Source organism: Enterovirga rhinocerotis (genome assembly GCF_004363955.1).
GTDB classification, from domain to species: Bacteria; Pseudomonadota; Alphaproteobacteria; order Rhizobiales; family Beijerinckiaceae; genus Enterovirga; species Enterovirga rhinocerotis.
The window spans coordinates 469,898-491,464 of sequence record NZ_SNZR01000013.1; the positions used below are offsets into that span (position 1 = coordinate 469,898).

Here is a 21,567-nt window from a genome sequence, read left to right on the forward strand (position 1 = left end):
CGACGCGCGTCCTGCCGAGGCGTTACGAGATCGCGCCGGTGTGCTTCTCGAGAAGCGCCCAGGCTTCGGGGCCGAACTTCTCCTTCCATTCCTTGTAGAAGCCGGCGCTCTGCAGCTTGGCCCGGAACGGCTTGGTGTCGACCTCCGAGATCTCCATGCCGCGCTCCTTGAGCTTGCTCAGCAGGGAGGTGTTCAGCTTGTACATGTCCTCGCGCTGACGCATCGCGGCCTGGTTGACGTGCTTTTCGATCACCTGCTTCACGTCGGACGGGAGCTTGTTCCAGAAGCGCTGCGAGGTCAGGAACCAGAACCCGTCCCACATGTGGTTGGTGACGGAGAGATACTTCTGCACCTCGTAGATCTTGCCGAGATCGATGATCGCGAGGGGGTTCTCCTGCCCGTCCGCGATGCGGGTCTGCAGGGAGGAATAGACCTCGGCCCAGTTGATCGAGAGCGGAGCGGAATCGAAGGCCTTGAACATCGAGGTCCAGAGCGGCGAGACCGGCACGCGGATCTTGAAGCCCTTCAGGTCGTCGGCCGTCTTGATCGGCTTCGTCGAGGAGGTGATCTGCCGGAAGCCGTTGTCGAAGATCTTCTCGAAGGCATAGAGGCCCGATTTCTGGATCTCGCCCCGCACGAAGGCGCCGAGATCGCCGTCCATGGCCGGCCAGACCTTGTCGTAGCTCGACCAGGCGAAGCCGATGCCGTTGATCGAGGCCTTCGGCACGAGGACCGACAGGATCAGCGGCGAGAGCGTGAAGAACTCGAGCGCTCCCGAGCGGAGCTGGGCCAGCATGTCGGTGTCGCCGCCGAGCTGGCTGTTCGGGAAGATCTTGATCTCGACCTTGCCGTTCGTCTCCTTCGCGATCGCCTCGGCCGCCTCGGTCGGCCGGACGGTCAGCGGATGGTTCATCGGCGAGTTGTTCGCGTACTTGAACGAGAATTCGGCGCCATGCGCCTTGGTGATGCGAAGGATCGCCGGCGCAGCAACGAGCGCCGCCGCGCCATGGAGCGCAAAGCGCCGTGAAATCAGGGTCATGGGTTCGTTTCCTCCGGGCCGGTCGGCGAAGTCTGCTCAGGCCCCTGAAACGGGGCTCTCGTCGAGCATGAGTTCGAATGTCATGCAAACAGGATTTTCGCCCCGGAGCAAGCGTCCGCGCGTGGCGAGTCCCGAGAATCCGGAGAAGCCGACATCGATGCTCGCGACCGGCCGGCCCGCCTCGTCCGGCGCGATGCGGCCCTCGGTGATGAGCACTTCGGAGGCCATGTCGTCGCGCCCGGTTCCGTCCGCGAAACGGGCGCCGATCAGGCTGCCGACGCCGCCCCGGACCGTCGCGGCCCGGAAGCCCCGTTCGGCGCAAACCCGTTCGAGCGCGAGGCAGAGATCCTCGTTGGGCTTCACCCGGACGGCGGCCATGCGGCGCTGCCCATCCGCGCTCCGACCTCTAGCCTCGACGGGATGGAACAGCGTGTAGCCGGTCTCCGCATCCGGCTCGGAGAGGATCGCCGCTTCGGGCAGCGCCCAGGCCATCGCCTCGACATCCGCCGCGAGCACCGAGTCGGTCGGCACGACGTGGCCGCCGCGGGGCTCGCCGTCGGCCTCCTCCCAGAGGGCGTGGCAATGGCTGAAGGGCGCGTCGTCGCGGCTGCCGAAGGTCACGGTGGCGATCTCGATCCGGCCGCCGCCTTCGGGCCGGACGGGCGGGCTGTACTGGAAGCGCTGGGCCGCGCCCTCGACCACCGTCGGAATGAAATAGACCAGCGGGTCGAGCAGCGCGTGCCGGAAGGAGAGGGCGGCACTGGCGATCCCGCGTTCCGCCATGGCGCGCGCGATGGCATCGTGCAGCGTCTGCCCCGCCGCGAGCGTGACGGGGAATTCGAGGCCGCGCCCGGCCACGACCTCGACCCGAGGCTCGAGTGCGGGACCGGGATGCGTCAGGCGGCGATGCGTGGAATCCAACGAGGTCCTCCCATATTTTGAGGACCTCCGATCACAGTCGCCGCACGCTGTCGAGTGAACAATCCGGAACCAGCATGCTCCAGCAGCGCGCTACCGCCCCGGATGGAACGGCACCCGGACGAGATCGGACGTGTCGCGCCGCTCGATGGCGATCGTCCGGACGGGCTTGCGCGAGGGCTCCTCCGCCGTCGCGGTGCAGCCCCGATCGAGATAGGGCCAGGCCTGGGCGCGGCAGTCTCCGGCGGCATCGGCAACCGCCGTGCCGGCTTTGGGCTCGGAATGCGGCGCCGTCGTGGCCAGCGGCTCGGCGCGGACCTGCGCGATGCGGCCGGCGCCGAGCGACTCGGCCTTGGAGGCCTCGATCGCGATCACGAACATCGCCGCGAGCACTGCGCTGAGGCCGGCGAGTTTCAGGATGTTCATCATCGTCGCCATTCCCCGAGGGGCGGTCGGCCCCTTTGATGGCGGCGCTTTTACGGCGGGTGCTTTTCAGCCCTGCGCCGTCGGGCGGGGATTTGGTTTCGAGCGGGCCGATTCATGTTTCGCGCTTCGAGTCCGGCGCGAAACACGATGCGTGCCGAGCGGTGGCGTCAGCGCTCGCGCCCGTCGGGCGAGAAGAGGTAGCCCGCCCCTCGGATCGTCTGGATGATCGTCGGCTGGCCAGGATTGGGCTCGATCTTGCGCCGGATGCGCGTGATGCGCACGTCGATGGCGCGGTCGAAGGCCTCGTCGTCCCGCGCGGAGGCGAGGTCGAGCAGGCGCTCGCGCGTCAGGACGCGCTGGGGGTGATCGGCGAAGGCCTTGAGCAGGTTGTATTCGGATGCCGTCAGCGGATGCACGACATCGTTCTCGTCGCGCAGCAGATGCGCGTCGAGGTCGAGCCATTTGGTGCCGAACCTGACCTTGCGGTTCGGCGGATGGGCGGCCGCCGCCTCGGTCGCCGTGCTCCGCCGCAGCACGGACCGGATGCGCGCGACGAGCTCGCGCAACTCGCAGGGTTTGGCGAGATAGTCGTCGGCGCCGAGTTCGAGACCGACCACGCGGTCGATCGGGCTCGCCGTGCCGGTGAGCATGATCACCGGAGTGCCGCTTTTCGCCTTGAGGTCGCGGACGATCGACAGCCCGTCCTCCTCCGGCATGTTGAGGTCGAGGACGACCAGATCGGGCGGGGTCGAGCCGATGGCTTCGCGCAGGCTCCTGCCGCCGTCGCAGAGCGTGACGGCGAAACCGTGCATCTTCAGATAGTCGCCCACCATCTCGCGGGCCGGCGCCTCGTCGTCGACGACGAAGATGCGGGGAAGCGTACTCACGACAGCGTCTTCCTCAAGGACAGACCGAACGTCGCCCCGGGATCGGGGGCGTTGTTCCTGGCCCAGATCGTTCCATTATGCAGTTCGACGATGCGTTTGGCGATCGACAGTCCGAGACCGCTCGAGCTTTCGCCGCCGGTCGGCTTGGCCGAGAGCCGCTGGAAGCGGCCGAAGAGCCGGCCCTCGTCCTCCGGCGACAGGCCCGGACCGTTGTCGCGGACCAGCAGCACCGCCCCGCCGGCCTCCGCCTCCTCCACGCTCACCGCGACGCGCCCCTGGTTCGGCGAGTACTTGATGGCATTCGAGACGAGATTGTCGATCGCCTCCCACAGGCGATCCTGATCGCCGCAGACGAGGAGGGCCTCGGGTCCCTCGACCGTCAGCACCTGCTGCTTGCGGTCGGCGAGGGGGCGGTTCGCCTCGACGACCTCTCCGACGAGCGTGACCAGATTGATGGCGTCCTGCCGGATGGTGATGTCGAGCGCGTCGCTCATGGCATCGCTGATCAGGACGTCGACCATGTCGGTCAGCCGCCGCGCGGCGCCGCGGATCTGGTCGACCTGCTTGCTCATCGACGGCACGGGCGGGGGGGCGACGGCCAGGAGGTCGGAGAGCATCTCCGACCGACCCATGATCACCCCGAGGGGGTTCTTCAGGTCATGGGCGATCGTGCCGAGGATCTCCGTCTTGAACCGGTTGGCGCGGCGGAGCTCGGAGGATTGCGCGGCGAGGCGCCGGTTGGCGCTCTTCAGTTCGGCCGTCCGCTTGGCGACGCGCTCCTCGAGCCGCAGATTGGCGTCCTCGAGCTGCTGGTAGAGGATGACGTTGTCGAAGGCGATGGCGAGGCGCGAGCAGAACACCTCGACCAGCGCGCGGCTGGTATCCGACAGGTTCTTCGCGGTCTCGAGGAGCACCACGATCTCGCGCCCGCTTCCGGTCCGCAGATAGAGCACGGAGCGCTCGCTTCTGAACTCGTGCTGCTGCCGGTCGAGGGCCTGGCGCACGACGGCCATGACCTCGTTCCCCATCGCCACGGCCGAGCCCTGGCACACGGCCTCCCGGTAGCAGCCCGAGCCGGCGAGGATCGAGAGCGGATCGCCGGGGCGGCCATCGTCCCGCAGCACGAGGATGCCGGAGCATTCGGCCTCGATCAGGGAGGCGATCTGGGTCAGCACGCCCTCCGCCAGGCGCTGCATGGAATGCAGGTCGAACAGGGTCGAGGCGGCGTCGATGATGATCTCGAGCCCGCGCCGCGTCTGAACGAGGCGCTGGAGCTGCTGGTAGCTGCGCAGGGCCGCCGTGAGGCTGGTGAAGAGCTTGTCGGCGGTGAGCTCCGTCTTCGCCTTGTAGTCGTTGATGTCGTAATCGACGATGACGCGGCGCTCGGGGGCCTGGCCCGGCTGGCCCGTCCGCAGGATGATCCGGACGGTCTCGTATTTCAGCTCGTTGCGGATGAAATCGACGAGGTCGAGCCCGGCGCTGTCGCTCTCCATGACGACGTCGAGCAGGATGACGGCGATGTCGGGATGCGCGCGCAGCAGATCCCGCCCCTCCGCCGCCGAATGCGCCGACAGCAATTCGAGCCCATGTCCGGCGAGAGCGAAGTCGTAGAGCGCGAACTGGGTGCCGTCGTGCACCGCCGGATCGTCGTCGATGACCGCAACCTTCCAGCGAGGAAGCGATTCCGCAGGCGGGCCGTCATCGTCATCGATCAGCTCGACGAGGTCGTCGTTATCCTGCATGCGCGTCGTCGAGCCTCGTGGGCGGCGTCCGCGCCGCGGATGATCCTCGTCCATCCTCGTCGGGCGCCTGCAGAGGCAACTCGACGAGGAAACTCGTGCCAGCGCCCTCTGCCGAGGAGAGCACGATCCGGCCTCCGAGCCGCTGGGTCACGAGATTATACACGATATGGAGCCCCAGTCCCGTCCCGCCCGAACCGCGCCGCGTCGTGAAGAAGGGATCGAAGGCCTGCCTCTGCACCTCCTCGCTCATGCCGCGGCCGTCGTCGCGGAACACGAGCCGGACCTGATCCGCCCCGCTCAGACGCCCGACGATCGTGATCGAGCCGCCCCGGTGGCCCTCCGGGAAGGCGTGGTGCATCGCGTTCACGAGGAGGTTCGTGACGATCTGCCCGAGCGGCCCCGGGAAGCTGTCCATCACGATCCCGTCGGGGATGTCGACGACGAGCCTGACCTGGGCGCTTCGAAGGACGGGCCTGAGGCTCGCGAGGATCTGGTCGGTCGCGAGCTTGAGGTCGAAGGAGCGCCGCTCGGCTTGGCTGCGGTCCACGGCGACCTGCTTGAAGGATTGGATGAGCTCGGCCGCACGCTGGAGGTTCGAGACGAGCTGCGACGCCGCGAGCTTGGTGCCGAGGATGAACTCCTCGAGCCGCGACTTCCGCAAGGCGCCGGAGGCGACCTCGGACGAGAAGGCCTCGCTGCGCGCCTGGAGGCTGGAGGCCACCGTGAGGCTGATGCCGACGGGATTGTTGACCTCGTGCGCGACGCCCGCGACGAGACCGCCGAGCGCGGCGAGCTTCTCGGCCTCGATGAGCGTCGTCTGCATCGCCCTGATCTCGGCGAGGGAGGCTTCGGCCTTCTCCTTCGCCGCCAGGAGGTCGTCCTCCGCCTGACGCTTGGCGATGGCATTGCCGCGGAACACGTCGACGACCCGCGCCATCTCGCCGATCTCGTCGGTGGCGTCGAGCCCCTTGATGCGGCGGTCGTACTGCCCCGAGGTGATGGCCCTCATGTCGCTCGACAGATCGCCGAGGGGCTCGCTGATGCTGCGCGCGATGGCCATCCCCATGAGGCCGACGAGGACGACGAAGGCGACCGCGAGGACGGCGAGTTTCAGGGCGACATCCTGGAGCGTCTGGTCGAAGCGGTTCTGGGCCGAGCGTTCGAGACCGGCGATGCTCTTCTTCATCGCGTCGATGGCCGAGGACATCGCCTCGGCGCTTCCGTCCACCGCCTCCCGGAGGAGACGGCTCTGCGTCTGGAAGCCCGTGCCGAGGTCCTGGATGCCCCGGTCGAAGATATCCGCCTTCTCGGCCAGCGTCGCCATCGCCTGGCTGCGTGCCGTCTGGGGAAGTCCGGGGAAGAGGTCGGGCGCCGTCCGGCGGATCATCTCCGCCTTGCCGCGCGCCTCCCGGGCCGCCTCGGGCGAGCCGGTGAGGTAGAAGGCATTCGCCGCCAGGACCATGGCGTTGTAGGCCTCGCGCGACTGATCGAGCGGGGCGACCGCCATCGAGCCGAGATCGGGCAGGCCCTCGGCGAGGGAGGCATAGAGATCGGCCATGTCCCGGGCCGTCCCCACGATCTTGTTGGAATAGGACAGGGAGATGCCGGTGCGCACCTGCCGGAGCTCGTCGAACCCGGCGATGAGGCGCTCGGTGATCGCCGTGAGGTTCTGCGCCGGCGCGGAGATCAGGGGATCGAGCCGGGCCTGCACGCGCAAGCGGCTCGTGACGAGGTCGCGGAGATCGACGATCTTTTCGAGGATCGCGGGCTCGCTCTGGGCGAAGTAGCGATGGATGAGGCTCTGCAGCCGCTCGGCATCGCCGTCGAGATTGGTCAGGAAGCGCTCGGATTCCCGGACGCGCTGGACGTCCGCCCAGGCCTTGGCCAGGACCTGGGCCCCGTTCCAGATCAGCATGAGCAGGACGACGGCAAGCGCCGAGTTGATGACCGCGATGGCGATGATGCGCCAGCGGATCGAGGTGCGCCGCACGGCGGCGCGCAAAGGGGCCGAATGGCTTGCCGGAGGCAGCGCGGGTTCCGATATGCCGGTCGCCACGGTCAGGCTTCCGTCACCGTGCGGGCCGTCGCGACGACGCTCGCGCCGCGCTCCCGCTCCTGTCGCGCTTGACCCGGAACGTCCAAGATCTCAACCCGCTGCAGTTTGGCGATCCCGGCGTCGCGCCGATCCGGCAGCGATCCTCGCCATGGCGCCTTTTGAACGATCGTCATTTCCGGCCGATGTCGCGCATGTGTGCGGCCGCGATGGTCGAGCGCCGCATCCCGATCGCCGCCGTCAGACGGACAGAAGGTCGCGCAGGGCGAGCGCGATCACCTTGGTCGCCTTGGCGAGATGGTCGACGGGGATGCGTTCGTCGGCCCGATGGGCATTGGCCTCGAGCAGGGTGCGCGGGCCGCAGCCATACATGATCGTCGGGATTCCGGCCTCGCTGTAATGGCGCGCATCGGCGTAGAGCGGCACGCCGTTCGTCGCCACCGCCGCGCCCATCACCGCGCTCGCGCGCGCCGCGACGATGGAGGCCAGTCGGTCCGATCCCTCCACCGGGCCGAAGGGTCGGGCGAGGAGGATGCGCGTGACTTCGACGGAGATGCCCTCGTGCGAGGCCGCGACCTCGGCGGCGATCGCCCGCAGATCCGCTTCCGCGACGGCGGCATCTTCGTCCGGCACGATGCGCCGGTCGAGGCGCAGTGCGACCTTGTCGGGCACGACATTGGTGTTGATGCCGCCTGAAACGAGCCCGACGACGCAGCTCGGGCCCTTGATCCCGGCGACGCTCGAGCGCCGTCCAGCGAGGTCGTCGGCATGGGCGTAGAGGCGCGTCAGCAGGGCATTGGCCGCCCGGAGCGCGTCGTGTCCCGTCTCGGGCCGCGCGGCATGGGCGGATTTGCCCCGGACCTCCATGCCGAGGTGGAGGCAGCCGTTATGGGCCGTCACGACCTCGTAGGAGAACCCGGCGCAGATCGCGTAATCGGGCTTCGTCAGCCCCTGGGAGAGAAGCAAGGCCGGGCCGATCTCGCCGCCCGCCTCCTCGTCCGCGGTCACGTGAAGCTCGATCGTGCCCTGAAGCGGCAGGCCGCTCGCGGCGAGGGCCTTGAGGGCGAAGGCATAGGTCGCGATGTCCGATTTCGAGACCGCGACGCCGCGGCCGATCATCCAGCCGTCGACGATCTCCGCCCCATAGGGATCGCGGCTCCACCCCTCGCCCGGGGGGACGACGTCGCCATGGGCGTTCAGGGCCACCACCGGCCCGTCGCCGAAGCGGTGACGGACGATCAGATTGGTCGCCGAAACCATCCCGTGAGCCCGGCAGGTCTCGCCGGCGACCGGATGGCGCTCGACCGTGAGACCGAGCCCCTCGAGCGCCCGCGCGGCTGCTTCGCCGAACGGCGCGCAATCGCCCGGAGGATTGTCGGACGGAACCCTCACGAGGTCCGCCAGGAAGGCGAGAGCGGCCTCCGCCTCCCGGTCGATGGCGGCGAGGAGGCGGGATTCGTCGGTGGTCACGGCAGAACTGGTCTCGACAGAGGTCATGGGGCGCCGGATTCCGTCAGGCTTGGCTGCGTCCGAAGCCCATCATGGCCCGAGGGCGCCGGCTCCGGAACTGTCCTCGCTGCATGGCGATGAAGAGGAGGCATGTCGTCACGAGCGAGACCGGCCACCACAGCGCTCCGCCGCCGATCCCGGCCGCTCCCAGCGCGAAGGCGGTCGCGACCGCCGCGGCGAGGCCGGGGAGGAGGGGGCCGAAATGGCGCGATGCGATGCTCAATCCGGCCGCGACCGCGACGGCGAGCGCCGCCACCCCGACGATCCCGAGCTCGTACCAGAGCGCAAGAACCGGGCTGCCCAGCACGTCCGGCAGGTCCGGCCTCGCGCGCAGCGAGCCGAAACCGTGACCGGTCAGGAGCCGGGCCGGCTCGCCGAGCAGCGCCTCCCGCCACCGCGCCATGGCGCCGGACCAGGCCTGATCCGAGACGGCATCGAGATGCGCGACCGCCAGAAGGGCCGGGGCGACGAGGAGCAGGACGCCCAGCAGGAGACCCAGCGCCGCCGCGCCACGTCGAAACAGCTGTGCCGACAGATAGGCCACCGCGCCGAACGCGAATGCCATGACGGCCACGGCAGTCGGGCCAAAGGCCGCGATCACCGCCACCGAAAGGCCCAGCGCCACCGCCTCGACATCGCGCCCGCGCGAGCGCAACCAGGCGATGGCCGGCCAGGCGAGCAGAACCAGGACCGCGAGCGCCCGCTCGATCTGGCGTGCGCCCTCGGTGCCCTCGTCGCCCCAGAGCCCGAGCAGCAATCCGGCAGAGGCGAGGGCGAGAGCGCCGACGCCGATCGGTGCGGGATAGAGGTTGGCGGATCGCATCCGTTCCGGAAGCGCGGCGAAGCCGACGAGGCCGAGTGCGAGGATCACCGTGATGCTGGCCGCCGCGCGCCAGGCGGAGGCCGGCGTCCAGGCGAGGGAGAGGGCCGTCCAGACGGCGGCGACGCCCGCCGCGACGACGGCCGTCGATCCGGTGAGCCGTAGGAGAGTCTGGCGGAGCCGGTTCGGCGGCATGTCGAGGGCGGCCGCGATGGCGATGAGCACGACGCCGATCGCGAAAGCGACGACGGCCCCCGTCCTCGCCATCGCGGCGGCCGGCGGCAGCGCGACGAGCAGAACGAGGATGCCGACCCGGCGCAGCACGGAGGCCGTGTCGCGGGTCGGATCGAGCAGGGACCGTGAAGTTTGCGCCATTCCCTCGCGAGCCGGGAGAGGATCGATGATCGACGCCGCCGACCGTATCGGGCTCTCCCGGCCCTTGCTGTAGGATCGCGGCAACAGTGCCGCGGCGCAGCCGGCTCAGGCCTCGGGAGTCTGTTCGCGCAGATAGGTCACGATCGCCGAGTAATCCTCGGCGCCGTGGCCCTCCTCGCGGAAGCGGGTGTAGAGGGCGGCGGCCTTCGCGCCGAGCGGCGTCGCGGCTCCCGCGCTCTTCGCCGCCTCCTGCGACAGAAGCAGGTCCTTCAGCATGAGTTCGGTCGCGAAGCCCGGCTTGTAGCCGTGATTGGCGGCGCTGGTCGGGACCGGGCCCGGCACGGGGCAATGCGTCACCAGGGACCAGCAGGAGCCGGACGAGGTCGAGGCGACGTCGAAGAGGGCCTGATGGGACAGGCCGAGCTTCTCGCCGAGGACGAAGGCCTCGGAGATGCCGATCATCGAGATGCCGAGGATCATGTTGTTGCAGATCTTGGCGGCCTGGCCGGCGCCCGCACCGCCGCAATGGACGACGCGGCGGCCCATCTTCGCGAGGATCGGCTCGCCGGCCGCGAAGGCCTCCTCGGTGCCGCCGACCATGAGCGTCAGGGTCGCGCCCTTGGCGCCGACCGTGCCGCCTGAGACGGGAGCGTCGAGCGATTTCAGGCCGCGTGCGGCCGCGATCTCGTGGACGGCGCGCGCGCTCTCGACGTCGATGGTCGAGCAGTCGACGATGAGCGCTCCCGCCTTGGCGGCCGGCACGATCTCGGCCCAGACCGCGCGCACATGCTTGCCGGCCGGCAGCATGGTGACGATCGCCTCCGCCCCCTCGACGGCGTCGAGAGCGCTCGCGGCGATCTCGATCCCGTCCGCCTTCGCCTGTTCGAGCGATGCCGGGACCAGATCGAAGCCGCGCACGCGATGGCCGGCCTTGACGAGATTGGCGGCCATCGGCCCGCCCATGTTGCCGAGCCCGATGAAGGCGATGGTTGTCATGCGTTTCTCTCCCTGAAGACCGCTGCGCTGTTGTCTTCAGCCTCTCTCCGATCGTGCGCCGGGGCGCAAGACGGCAGGAGGCATCAGGCCGAGCGTCGCACAGGAACCCCGAGAAGGCGCTTCCAGAGCGTGCCGCCGGTGCGGTTGCCGATCACGAAATAGGCGATGATCAGCACGAAGAGCACGGTGGCGGGGAGGCCGTTGAGCTGAAAGCCCGTCGCCGTCGTCCCACCGCTGACCAGTGCGACGGCATGGCCGAGGACGAAGAAGGCGGTCGTGAAGTCGAGAATGGCGGCCGTCACGATGCGCCACGTCGCGACGGGGGCTGGGGCGGGGGCCGGCACGGGCGAGGCGGATTGATCCTGCATGACTGAGGCTCCAAGGCGCGCCCAGGCGCCGGCGCGGGCATTTGGCGGTTGCGACGCTAGGCAGGCCCGGTTTCCGACGGATGTCGTTGCCGGCGTGGTCGCCTCCCCGCATTCTGGGGCGATTCGCCGTGAGGTCCACGCCGCCGGGGCTCCGGACGCTCGCTCGCCCTGTCGCAGCCAAAGCGATCGATCCGCTTCGGCTCCCGTTAGCCATCCGATGCGTTGCGGGCGTGGGCGTGCGGGATCGCGAGAGACGCAAGCCCATATCGGGTGAGGATCGAGGGAGGAGCATCGCCATGACATGCGCTCAGACCAGCGCTCAGACATGCGCTCAGCGCCACGGCCGCCCCGTCGCGGCCGGGCGATCGACCCTGCGATGGTCGGCGGCCGCCTGTTTGGCATTCGCCTGGCTGGCGTCCCCCGCCTCCGCCGAGACGCGGCCGCGCTATGAGGACGGCGCCGCCGGGACCTTCCTGCCCTTCCTCAATGCGCCCGCGCGGGGCGAGGAGGCCGAGCGTTCGCCGCGCCTCGGCCTTTCCTTCGGCGGCGAGGCGCGCCCCGTCCTGATGGATACCGGCTCGACCGGCATCGTCGTCTCGGCGAGCCGCATCCCCGACGTCGATTCGCTGCCGGCGCGGCCGGGGCGCCTGACCTATACGAGCTCGGGCCGGATTATGATCGGCCGCTGGGTCACGGTGCCCGTCACGCTGTGGGGCCGTGACGAGGCGCGCGTGACGACCCGGCCGATCCCCGTCCTCGCCGTCGACCGGATCGACTGCACGGAGCAGGCCCGCGACTGCACGCCGGAGGAGGCGCCGGCTCACGTCGCCATGATGGGCGTCGGGTTCGGACGCGAGGGGGATGCCCAGTCGCAGAGCACGCCCGACACCAACCCGCTGCTCAATCTCGATCCCGGCGGGAGGCGGCTCCATCGCGGCTATGTCGTGACGAAGGAGGGCGTCCATGTCGGCCTGACGCCCGCCAATACGCGGGGCGAGTTCCGCTTCGTGAAGCTCGACCCGCATCCCGACATCGCCGGCGACTGGCTGGGCGTGCCGGCCTGCATCGCCGTCGATGCCGGCCCCTCCGCCTGCGGACGCGGCCTCGTCGATACCGGCGTCACGGGCATGTTCCTGACGATGCCGCGGGAGGCCGTCGCCGGATCGCTCGAGGACGGCCGCCCGGCCCTGAGCCCGGGTAGCCGGGTCGCGATCCGCTTCCCGCAGGCGAGCGGTGCCGATGCGCCGGCGGCGGCATCCTATGCCTTCGCCGTCGGCGACGACGGGTCCGCGCTCGCCCCGAGCCGGGTCGTCCTGAACACCCGGCGGCCGCAGACCTTCGTCAATACGGGACTGCATCTCCTGAACGGGTTCGACGTGCTCTACGACGCCGATGGCGGCTTCTACGCGTTCCGCCAGCGCCCCGCCCCCTGAGGGCGGGCCGCGCCCCTTTCCGTTAACCCTGTCGGCTGCTATCTGCGGCGCTTCTCTTTCAGCGTATTCGCTTGGGCGCGCGGCTCGCAGGCTCCGCGTCGGATCTCAGATGACCTCCCATCCGATCGACACCATCCGCAACTTCTCGATCGTGGCGCATATCGACCACGGCAAGTCGACGCTCGCGGACCGGCTGATCCAGCAGACCGGCACCCTCACCGCGCGCGAGATGACCGAGCAGGTCCTCGACAACATGGATATCGAGAAGGAGCGCGGCATCACGATCAAGGCGCAGACGGTGCGCCTCGAATACAGGGCGCAGGACGGCAAGGACTACGTCCTCAACCTCATGGACACGCCCGGCCACGTCGATTTCGCCTACGAAGTCTCGCGCTCGCTCGCCGCCTGCGAGGGCTCGCTCCTCGTCGTCGACGCCTCCCAGGGGGTCGAGGCGCAGACGCTCGCGAACGTCTACCAGGCGCTCGATGCGAATCACGAGATCGTCCCCGTCCTCAACAAGATCGACCTGCCGGCGGCCGAGCCCGACCGCGTGAAGGAGCAGATCGAGGAGGTGATCGGCCTCGACGCCTCGGACGCCGTGCCGATCTCGGCCAAGACCGGCATCGGCATCGACCTCGTGCTGGAGGCGATCGTCCAGCGCCTGCCGCCGCCCAAGGGCGACGAGACGGCGCCGCTGAAGGCCCTCCTCGTCGATAGCTGGTACGACGCCTATCTCGGCGTCGTCGTCCTCGTGCGCATCGTCGACGGCGTGCTCAAGAAGGGCATGACCATCAAGATGATGGGCACCGGCGCCGTCTACGGCGTCGACAAGGTCGGCGTCTTCCGGCCGAAGATGACGGATGTCGCCCGGCTCGGCCCGGGCGAGGTCGGCTTTCTCACCGGCTCGATCAAGGAGGTGGCCGACACCGCCGTCGGTGACACCATCACCGAGGACAAGAAGCCGACCGCCGCGATGCTGCCGGGCTTCAAGCCCGTCCAGCCGGTCGTCTTCTGCGGCCTCTTCCCGGTCGATGCGGCCGATTTCGAGGACCTGCGCGCGGCCATGGGGCGGCTGCGCCTGAACGATGCCAGCTTCAGCTACGAGATGGAGACCTCCGCCGCGCTCGGCTTCGGCTTCCGCTGCGGCTTCCTCGGACTGCTGCACCTCGAGATCATCCAGGAGCGGCTCGAGCGCGAGTTCAACCTCGACCTCATCTCGACCGCGCCCTCCGTCGTCTACCATCTCAACATGCGCGACGGCACGATCAAGGAGCTCCACAACCCGGCCGACATGCCGGACGTGATGAAGATCGAGACGATCGAGGAGCCCTGGATCCGCGCCACCATCCTGACGCCGGACGAGTATCTCGGCGGCATCCTCAAGCTCTGCCAGGACCGGCGCGGCGTGCAGATCGACCTCAACTATGTCGGCAAGCGCGCCATGGTCATCTACGACCTGCCGCTGAACGAGGTCGTGTTCGACTTCTACGACCGCCTGAAGTCGATCTCGAAGGGCTACGCCTCCTTCGACTATGCCGTGACGGATTACCGCGAGGGCGACCTCGTGAAGATGTCGATCCTCGTCAATGCCGAGCCCGTCGACGCGCTCTCGATGCTGGTCCACCGCGACCGCGCCGAGAGCCGCGGCCGCGCCATGTGCGAGAAGCTGAAGGACCTGATCCCCCGCCACCTCTTCCAGATCCCGGTCCAGGCCGCGATCGGCGGCAAGATCATCGCCCGCGAGACCATCCGGGCGCTCTCGAAGGACGTGACCGCCAAGTGCTATGGCGGCGACGCCACCCGCAAGCGCAAGCTCCTCGAGAAGCAGAAGGAAGGCAAGAAGCGCATGCGCCAGTTCGGCCGCGTGGAGATCCCGCAGGAGGCCTTCATCGCCGCGCTGAAGATGGATTCGTGAGGGTCATCTCGGCGACGTGCGAGGCTGCTGTGGCGACCCGCTCCGTTTCCTCGAAGCCGTAACGCGTCGCGCTCTCTCGGGGCCGCCGGGTGCCGGCTGGCCTTCCCGGTCAGCACCGCCGGCCCATCCCCGATCGCTTCAGGGCGAGCACAGCGCGATCTCGCCCCGGGGCGAGACGGTGCAGACGATGACCCGTTCATCGGCCCGCATCTGCACCACGCTCCCTGTCGCGCTTCCCGGGGTGCGCATCAGAGCTTCACACAGGCTCTTCGCCGGGCTCCCGAGCGCGGCGCAGCCCGCATGGAGTTCGAAGACCGTGCCGGCGTCCAGGCCCGCGGGGCTTGCCGCCTCACCGGGGACGGGCTTCAGCGTCGCGACCGGCGTGGACCCGAAATGCGCGCAGATACCCTTGTGCGTACGCTGCAGGGATTTCGCCAGTTTGCCGGCATTGCCTGCCGTGAAGCCTTCGGCGGTGAAGTCGGGGCAATCCGGATTCCAAGGGGCGTCCGGGGAGCAGCCGTCCACGTCGAGGCTCGCCAGGGGCGACATGGCCTGTCCTCGCCTCTCGAGAACGGCGACCCGGCATACCGTGCGCTCCTCGCCACGATCCTCGAGCGAGGGGCAGACGGCATAGGCAAGGCGGTCGGCCGACGCGAATAAGGGGAAGCTGGCTATTTCGGTCGTCATGCCGGGATGGCGCTGGAACATGCCGGTCAGGACGAAGTCGCGCTCCTCGATCTGACGGCTGCAGGTCATCTGCGCAGGCGCCGCCACCGGAGCGCACAGCAGAGCGAGGAGCACGCCGACGCGCGTGGTCCTCGGCGCCTTGGTGCCACGAGAGAAGTCCCTACCCGTCATCCGGTCCCTTCCGAACGCCACGGCATCACCGCGCGAGAGGCGGCGCCTTGTCTCTTCTATCGACCTTCCGCAGATAAAACGCGCGACCCTGCGCCGTCGTCATCGGCCTCAGGATCGGACGGGGTGAGGCAAGCAAGCCTCCGCGCCGGGCTGCGCCCGCGACGTCCCCACCATTCCCTTCCAGCCCTCGGCGCATCTGCACTGCGCTTCCGGGCCTTGTCCCCGGCCCCCTCCCGCGGCCACAAGGGCGCGGACAACAAGGCAGAGGGGCGATGGCCGACGACGATTACGTGTATGACGAGGCGACCGGCGAATGGCGGCCGGCCTCCGAGGTGGCGGCGGCCGCCGAGGCCGCGGCGCGGCCTGAGGTGCGCGACGCGGCCGGAAACATCCTGGCCGACGGCGACTCGGTGGCGCTGATCAAGGACCTCAAGGTCAAGGGCGCGGGGCAGACCCTGAAACAGGGCACGGTGATCCGCTCGATCCGCCTCACGGACGATCCCGAGGAGATCGATTGCCGCTACGACGGCATCAAGGGCCTCGTCCTGCGCACGGAATTCGTGCGCAAGCGCTGAGGACGACCGCGGCCGAGCGGCTCAGCGCTTGGGCGCCGGCCGCTTCTTCCCCGCCGGTTTCGCCGCCGCCACCCGCCGCGCATGTTTCGGCGCGCGGGCCGGCCCCGAGACCGGCTCGATGCGGATCCCCTGGACCTCGGTCCCGTGCACCGCGCGGGCGAAGCTGTCGGCGGCGCGGTCGCTGATGAGGACCTTCGTCTCCCGATCGAAGATGCGGATGGGGCCGATGTCGCTGCGGGTGACGCCGCCGCGCTTGCACAGCATCGGCAGCAGCCATTTCGGATCGGCGCCCTTGGCGCGGCCCGTCGTCAGCAGGAACCACGCCCCGCGCGCGAAGGTCGCGTCGCCCGGCGCTTCCGCTCCGGCGCCGTCGCCGAAGCCGCGTTCGGGGCGGATCCGCTCCGGGCGGAGCGGCTTGAAGCCGGGATCGATCACCTCCTCGGCGGCCGGAAGGCGTTCGCGGTAGAGCCGGACGAGGGCGGCGGCGATGGTCTCGGCCGGATGCGCGGCGAGCAGCGCGCGGCCCATCGCGTCCTCGTCCTCGTCGGCTGCCTCCTGGAAGACCGGATGGCGGAGGAGGCGCTCCTCGTCGAGCGTGCGGATCTCGTCGGCCGCGGGCGGCCCTGACCAGGCCGGGACGACGTCGGCCGTCTGGAAGAGCTGCTCGGCCTTGCGCCGCCGCGCGGGCGGGACGAGCAGCACCGAGACGCCTTTGCGCCCGGCCCGGCCCGTGCGGCCGCTCCGGTGCTGCATCGTCTCGGCATTGGTCGGCAGGTCGGCATGGATGACGAGGGCGAGGCCCGGCAGGTCGATGCCGCGGGCGGCGACGTCCGTCGCGACGCAGACCCGCGCCCGGCCGTCCCGCAGCGCCTGGAGCGCGCCGTTGCGCTCGTTCTGGCTGAGTTCGCCCGAGAGCGCGACGACGGAGAAGCCGCGCTCGGAGAGGGTCGCCTGATGGTAGCGCACGGCCTCGCGCGTATTGCAGAAGACGAGCGCCGCCGGGGCCTCGAACTGGCGCAGCACGTTCACGACGACGAGCGGGATCTCGCGCGGGAGCACGCGGAGCGCGCGATATTCGATATCGGCATGGCCGCGCTCGGCCGAGCCGATCTCGAGCCGCTGGGCGTCGCGCTGGAAGGTGCGGGCGAGGGCGACGATGGGCTTCGGCAGGGTGGCGGAGAACAGGAGCGTGCGCCGCTCCGGCCGTGCCGCCGAGAGGATGAATTCCAAGTCTTCGCGGAAGCCGAGATCGAGCATCTCGTCGGCCTCGTCCAGCACCAGGGCGCGCAGGGCCGAAAGGTCGAGGTGCCGCCGTTCGAGATGGTCGCGCAGGCGCCCCGGCGTGCCGACGACGATGTGCACGCCCGCGGCCAGCGCCCGCTGCTCGCGGCGCGGGTCCATGCCGCCGACGCAGGAGGCGATGCGCCCGCCGGCCGGCGCGTAGAGCCAGGTCAGCTCGCGCTGGACCTGGAGGGCGAGTTCGCGGGTCGGCGCGACGACGAGCGCGAGGGGAAGCCCGGCCGGCTCGAAGGCCTCCTGCTCGCCGAGGATCTCGGCGGCCATGGCGAGGCCGAAGGCGACCGTCTTGCCGGAGCCGGTCTGCGCCGAGACGAGGAGGTCGCGGCCCGCGAGGGCGGGGTCGAGCACCGCGGCCTGAACGGGGGTCGGCGCGTCGTAATGGCGGCCCTCCAGCGCCCTGAGGAGAGGCGCGCTGCTGATCGGAAATCCCAACGTCATGTCCTGATCGCGATCCTCACGCCGCCGGGACCGGAATCGGCCGGCCGGATGGATCGTCGTCCGGCTCCCTACACCGGATGGGCTCCCGCGTCTGCGCCCTTCGCGGTCGCATCGCGCGGCGCCGTCCTCACCGCCGGCGGGCGAGGCTGTCGCGCACGTTGTACTTGGCGACGTTGGCGTCGAACCTGTCGTAGGGCATCAGCCGGTTCAGAGCGCCCTCGTCGAAGCAATACTCCTGGAGCTTCGAGGCGTCCTTCGTCCGCATGAACTCCTCGCAGACGTGGCTGACCGCCTTGTAGGCGGCGAAGATCGCCAGCGGCCAGTAGACGGACATGTTCGCGCCGGCCGCGGTCTCGTCGGCGATCGAATCCTGGAAGTCGACGCTGGTCACGATCAGCGGCCCGTCGATGCGCCGCCGGAAGTCGCGCAGCGACTTCACCGATCCCTTGAAGACGATGAAGGCGGCATCGGCCCCCGCCGCGAGATAGGCGTTGGCGCGGGCGACGGCCTCTTCCTCGTCGCCCTTGAGGTAGAGCGCGTCGGTGCGCGCGATGATCATGAAGTTCTTGTCGCGGCGGGCGTCGCAGCAGGCGCGGATGCGCTCGCACATGACGTCCGTATCGACGAACAGCGCCTCCTGTTCGGTATGCTTGCCGAACATCTGGTCCTCGATATGGATCCCGGAGACGCCCGCGGATTCGAATTCGTGGACCGTGCGCCAGATGTTGCCGGCATGGTACCAGCCGCTATCGGCGTCGCAGACGATCGGGATGTCGGTTTCCTTCGCGATCTCGCGCGCGAGCCCGAGCAGGTCGTGGAGCTGGACGAGGCCGACATCGGGCAGCGCCAAGGCGCTCGCCCCCGTGACGAAGCTGCCGGTGTAGAGAACGGGGAAACCCGCCCGCTCGATGATCTTCGCGCTCAGAACGTCGTAGGCGCCCATCAGCGGCGTGCAATCGGGCTCGGCCAGGAGCTCGCGGAGCCGCACCCGCTTTTCATACATGTCCATGCTGGGAGACCTTGCCGAATGAAAAAGACCTGCGCCGACGTCAGCGCATGAACAGGCCGCCGTTCACGTCGAGCGTGGAGCCGGTGACGTATTTCGCGTCGTCGGAGGCGAGGTAGAGCGCCGCCGCGGCGATGTCGTCCGCCTCGCCGTAGCGACCGAGCGGAATGGAGCGCATGACCGAGGCGTCGTATTGCAGGACGTCCGTCATCGCGGTCTCGATCGCGCCGGGCGCGATGGCGTTGACGGTGATGCCGTGCGGCGCGAGCTGGCGGGCGACCGCCTTGGTCAGGCAGAGCACGCCGGCCTTGCTCACCGAATAGGTCATCTCGGCACTGACGCCGCCGACCTCGCCGGCGACGGAGGCCATGTAGATGATCCGACCCGATCCCCTCGCCTTGGCGAGCGGGGCGAAGACCTGGGTCGGGTAGACGCAGCCCATCAGATTGACGCCGAGCACCCGCTCCCACGTCTCGGGCGCGATGTCCTCGATCGGGCTCGCCTGGCGGACGATGCCCGCATTGCAGACGAGGATGTCGAGCGCGCCGAAGCGCTCGACCGCAGCGCCGATCATGCGGGCGCAATCCGGCTGGGACGAGACGTCGACCGCGACGGGGGCGACCCGCCCGGGGGAGGTGGCCTCGAGACGGCTCGCGGTCTCTGCGACGGCTCCCTCGTCGAGGTCCGCCAGCAGGACGCTAGCCCCTTCGCGGAGAAACGCCTCGGCGATGCCGAGGCCGATGCCGCGTGCGGCCCCGGTCACGACCGCTACTTTGCCGTCCAAGCGCATCACGACCCTTTGCTATCCGATCGGGGGAACGTAGAACGCGCGGCGTATCACCCTTCCCAGGCTTCAAGAACCCCTCACGGAGAGATTATGAAACGCGTCAACCTGGCGGCAAGCCTGCTCGCCGGCACCCTGTTGTTTCAAGGACTGCCCGCAAAAGCGGCAGACCAGACGGTGAAGCTTGGTGTCCTGACGGACATGTCGGGCGTCTTTTCGGATGCCAACGGCAAAGGCTCCGTCATCGCGGCGGAGATGGCCAAGGCCGATGTCGGCCCGATCGAGGGGTTCAAGGTCGAAGTCGTCGGAGCGGACCACCAGAACAAGCCCGATATCGGCAGCAGCATCGCCCGCAAATGGTTCGACACGGAGGGGGTCGATGTCGTCCTCGACATCCCGGTGTCGTCGATCGCGCTGGCCGTCCAGCGGATCGCGCAGGAGAAGGACAAAATCGTTCTGCTCTCGAGTTCCGGAGCCTCGGAGATCACGGGCAAGTTCTGCTCCGAGAATACGATCCAGTGGACCTACAACACCTCCGCCCTGTCGAACGTCGCCGGGCGGGCAACGGTGAAGCGGGGTGACGACAGCTGGTTCTTCATCACGACCGATTACGCCTTCGGGCACGCGCTGGAGCGCGATGCCACGGAAGCCGTGACCGCATCCGGCGGCAAGGTGGTCGGGCGCGCCCTCAACCCCATCGGATCTCCCGACTTCTCCTCCTATCTTCTCACGGCGCAGGGATCCGGCGCGAAGGTCGTGGCGCTCGCCAGTTCCGGTGGGGATATGCAGACCGCCGTCAAGCAGGCCGCCGAATTCGGATTGCAGGCGTCCGGCCAGAAGCTTCTCGGCCTGCTCTTCGACGTGACCGACATCAAGGGTCTGGGCCTCGAGGTGACGCAGGGCATGTATCTGTCGACGCCGTTCTATTGGGACCGGAACGCCGAAAGCCGCGCCTTCTCCGAGCGCTTCAAGAAGTTGCACGGCAAGGTTCCCACCATGCACCAGGCCGGCGTCTATTCGGCGACCAGGCACTACCTGAACGCCATCAAGGCGGCAGCGACGAAGGACACCAAGGCCGTGCTCGCCAAGATGCGGGAGACGCCCGTCAACGACGTCTTCGCGCAGAACGGGCGGATCCGCCGCGATGGGCAGATGATCCACGACTTCTTCCTCGTCGAGGTCAAGAAGCCGTCCGAATCGAAGGGCGAGTGGGACTACTACAACGTCATATCGACGGTGCCCGGCGATCAGGCCTTCCAGCCCGAGACCAACTGCCCGCGCCTGGCCGGCCAGTAAAGCGTCACGCTGTCTCGCGGATACGATGGCTCATCGCCGCGGGACGATCGGATCTCCCGGAGACAGGACGTCGAGGACCTGGCCGAGCCCGCGCCAAGCTCCCTCGACGGTTCGAGGCTCCGGCCGATCCGGATAAGGCCTCCCGCTGGCGCCTGGCGGGGCAATGCGGCCGTGAGGCGTGCGTCTCCTGGTGGTGGAAGACCCGAGCGCGAAACGCACGCCGTCCACGGGCAAGCGTCTGCTGCGCCATCTTCCGGGCCTCTTCTTCCGAGAGGAGATCCGATCCTACCTGAGAGGGGGTGGAGTTCTGGACGCCTATCCCGAGATCGCCCGACGCAAGATCATGCCCCGCGACATCGAACGTCGCGTGCTGTCAGCCTTCGAAGGAAAGCCGATCTGCAGGAAGACCTCGTGCGGTGTCGCGTACGCCCACGGTACCGTCGAGTACAACGGTCACTTCGGCATCCGGGGCATCTGCAACGTATGCCCGGCCGATCAGGTCGCCCGTTGTGCTGGTTCCGACCGCACGCCTTCGGCCGAAGCGGTCCTTGAGCTTGCGAGGACGGTATCGCTCGATCCGGGACGGATCGACATCGACGAGCGCCGGATCGAGGTCGAGGGCAGCACCGAACAGCAGCGCTACTTCATCGAGCACTCCCTGAACTATCAGGTCCACGACCGGCGGCATCCTCACCTGCCGAACCGGCACGGCCGGGCGGAGATCGGTTGGTCATGAATTGGGACGGCAGCTTCTGGGTCGTCGACGTCGAAGGCGACGGCGCCCGTCCAAGATGGTCGAACTTGCCCTCGTCGAGGTGCGCGTCGAGTTC

19 protein-coding genes are annotated in these 21,567 nt (G+C 69.0%); 5 read left to right on the plus strand and 14 right to left on the minus strand.

The window, feature by feature from the left end:
* Positions 1-22: 22 nt before the first annotated feature.
* The 10 genes from EV668_RS13910 to EV668_RS13955 all read right to left on the minus strand — a co-directional run bounded on the left by EV668_RS13910 (position 23) and on the right by EV668_RS13955 (position 11,133).
* Complete coding sequence (locus EV668_RS13910; RefSeq protein WP_133770999.1) at positions 23-1,039, minus strand: TRAP transporter substrate-binding protein; 1,017 nt, start codon at positions 1,037-1,039, stop codon at positions 23-25.
* 36 nt (positions 1,040-1,075) lie between these two features.
* Entirely contained in the window at positions 1,076-1,960 is an 885-nt protein-coding gene (locus tag EV668_RS13915; protein WP_133771001.1) for a PCC domain-containing protein, read from the minus strand.
* 90 nt (positions 1,961-2,050) lie between these two features.
* A complete protein-coding gene (locus EV668_RS13920; protein ID WP_133771003.1) occupies positions 2,051-2,383 on the minus strand; it encodes a hypothetical protein in 333 nt (110 codons plus the stop codon).
* A gap of 167 nt (positions 2,384-2,550) precedes the next feature.
* Positions 2,551-3,270 carry a response regulator gene (locus EV668_RS13925; protein ID WP_133771009.1) on the minus strand — a complete coding sequence of 240 codons (720 nt, stop codon included), beginning with the start codon at positions 3,268-3,270 and terminating at the stop codon, positions 2,551-2,553.
* Positions 3,267-5,012, minus strand: a complete 1,746-nt coding sequence (locus EV668_RS13930; protein ID WP_133771011.1) for an ATP-binding response regulator — start codon at positions 5,010-5,012, stop codon at positions 3,267-3,269. The genes EV668_RS13925 and EV668_RS13930 overlap by 4 nt, the downstream gene beginning before the upstream one ends.
* Positions 5,002-7,068: a sensor histidine kinase gene (locus tag EV668_RS13935; RefSeq protein WP_245513169.1), complete on the minus strand. Its 2,067-nt coding sequence runs from the start codon at positions 7,066-7,068 to the stop codon at positions 5,002-5,004. The genes EV668_RS13930 and EV668_RS13935 overlap by 11 nt, the downstream gene beginning before the upstream one ends.
* Before the next feature lie 237 nt (positions 7,069-7,305).
* Entirely contained in the window at positions 7,306-8,562 is a 1,257-nt protein-coding gene (locus EV668_RS13940) for a M20/M25/M40 family metallo-hydrolase (RefSeq protein ID WP_133771013.1), read from the minus strand.
* Between the two features lie 16 nt (positions 8,563-8,578).
* Positions 8,579-9,769 (minus strand): peptide ABC transporter permease, encoded by a 1,191-nt coding sequence (locus EV668_RS13945; RefSeq protein ID WP_133771015.1) that lies wholly within the window; start codon positions 9,767-9,769, stop codon positions 8,579-8,581.
* Positions 9,770-9,874: 105 nt separating this feature from the next.
* Positions 9,875-10,765: a 3-hydroxyisobutyrate dehydrogenase gene (gene mmsB, locus EV668_RS13950; RefSeq protein WP_133771017.1), complete on the minus strand. Its 891-nt coding sequence runs from the start codon at positions 10,763-10,765 to the stop codon at positions 9,875-9,877.
* Positions 10,766-10,848: 83 nt separating this feature from the next.
* Positions 10,849-11,133 (minus strand): hypothetical protein, encoded by a 285-nt coding sequence (locus EV668_RS13955; RefSeq protein WP_133771019.1) that lies wholly within the window; start codon positions 11,131-11,133, stop codon positions 10,849-10,851.
* A 395-nt stretch (positions 11,134-11,528) separates the two neighbouring features.
* On the opposite strand from EV668_RS13955, the gene EV668_RS25040 reads away from it, so the two are divergent.
* Entirely contained in the window at positions 11,529-12,566 is a 1,038-nt protein-coding gene (locus tag EV668_RS25040) for a hypothetical protein (protein ID WP_342636833.1), read from the plus strand.
* A gap of 109 nt (positions 12,567-12,675) precedes the next feature.
* Complete coding sequence (gene lepA, locus EV668_RS13965; RefSeq protein ID WP_133771020.1) at positions 12,676-14,481, plus strand: translation elongation factor 4; 1,806 nt, start codon at positions 12,676-12,678, stop codon at positions 14,479-14,481.
* Positions 14,482-14,619: 138 nt separating this feature from the next.
* Here lepA and EV668_RS13970 read toward each other — a convergent pair whose 3' ends face one another.
* A complete protein-coding gene (locus EV668_RS13970) occupies positions 14,620-15,339 on the minus strand; it encodes a hypothetical protein (RefSeq protein ID WP_133771022.1) in 720 nt (239 codons plus the stop codon).
* A 272-nt stretch (positions 15,340-15,611) separates the two neighbouring features.
* Between EV668_RS13970 and EV668_RS13975 the strand changes: the two genes are divergently transcribed.
* On the plus strand, positions 15,612-15,914 hold the full coding sequence (locus EV668_RS13975) for an alkylphosphonate utilization protein (protein ID WP_133771024.1): 303 nt from the start codon (positions 15,612-15,614) through the stop codon (positions 15,912-15,914).
* Between the two features lie 21 nt (positions 15,915-15,935).
* Here EV668_RS13975 and EV668_RS13980 read toward each other — a convergent pair whose 3' ends face one another.
* The 3 genes from EV668_RS13980 to EV668_RS13990 all read right to left on the minus strand — a co-directional run bounded on the left by EV668_RS13980 (position 15,936) and on the right by EV668_RS13990 (position 19,447).
* Positions 15,936-17,645, minus strand: a complete 1,710-nt coding sequence (locus EV668_RS13980) for a DEAD/DEAH box helicase (protein WP_425359630.1) — start codon at positions 17,643-17,645, stop codon at positions 15,936-15,938.
* A gap of 133 nt (positions 17,646-17,778) precedes the next feature.
* A complete protein-coding gene (locus tag EV668_RS13985) occupies positions 17,779-18,660 on the minus strand; it encodes an isocitrate lyase/PEP mutase family protein (RefSeq protein ID WP_133771028.1) in 882 nt (293 codons plus the stop codon).
* A 40-nt stretch (positions 18,661-18,700) separates the two neighbouring features.
* Positions 18,701-19,447 carry an SDR family NAD(P)-dependent oxidoreductase gene (locus EV668_RS13990; protein WP_245513259.1) on the minus strand — a complete coding sequence of 249 codons (747 nt, stop codon included), beginning with the start codon at positions 19,445-19,447 and terminating at the stop codon, positions 18,701-18,703.
* 87 nt (positions 19,448-19,534) lie between these two features.
* On the opposite strand from EV668_RS13990, the gene EV668_RS13995 reads away from it, so the two are divergent.
* Together EV668_RS13995 and EV668_RS14000 are read left to right on the plus strand one after the other, a co-directional pair.
* Positions 19,535-20,737, plus strand: a complete 1,203-nt coding sequence (locus EV668_RS13995; RefSeq protein WP_133771032.1) for an ABC transporter substrate-binding protein — start codon at positions 19,535-19,537, stop codon at positions 20,735-20,737.
* Positions 20,738-20,915: 178 nt separating this feature from the next.
* On the plus strand, positions 20,916-21,473 hold the full coding sequence (locus EV668_RS14000; protein ID WP_133771034.1) for a hypothetical protein: 558 nt from the start codon (positions 20,916-20,918) through the stop codon (positions 21,471-21,473).
* Positions 21,474-21,567 lie beyond the last annotated feature (94 nt).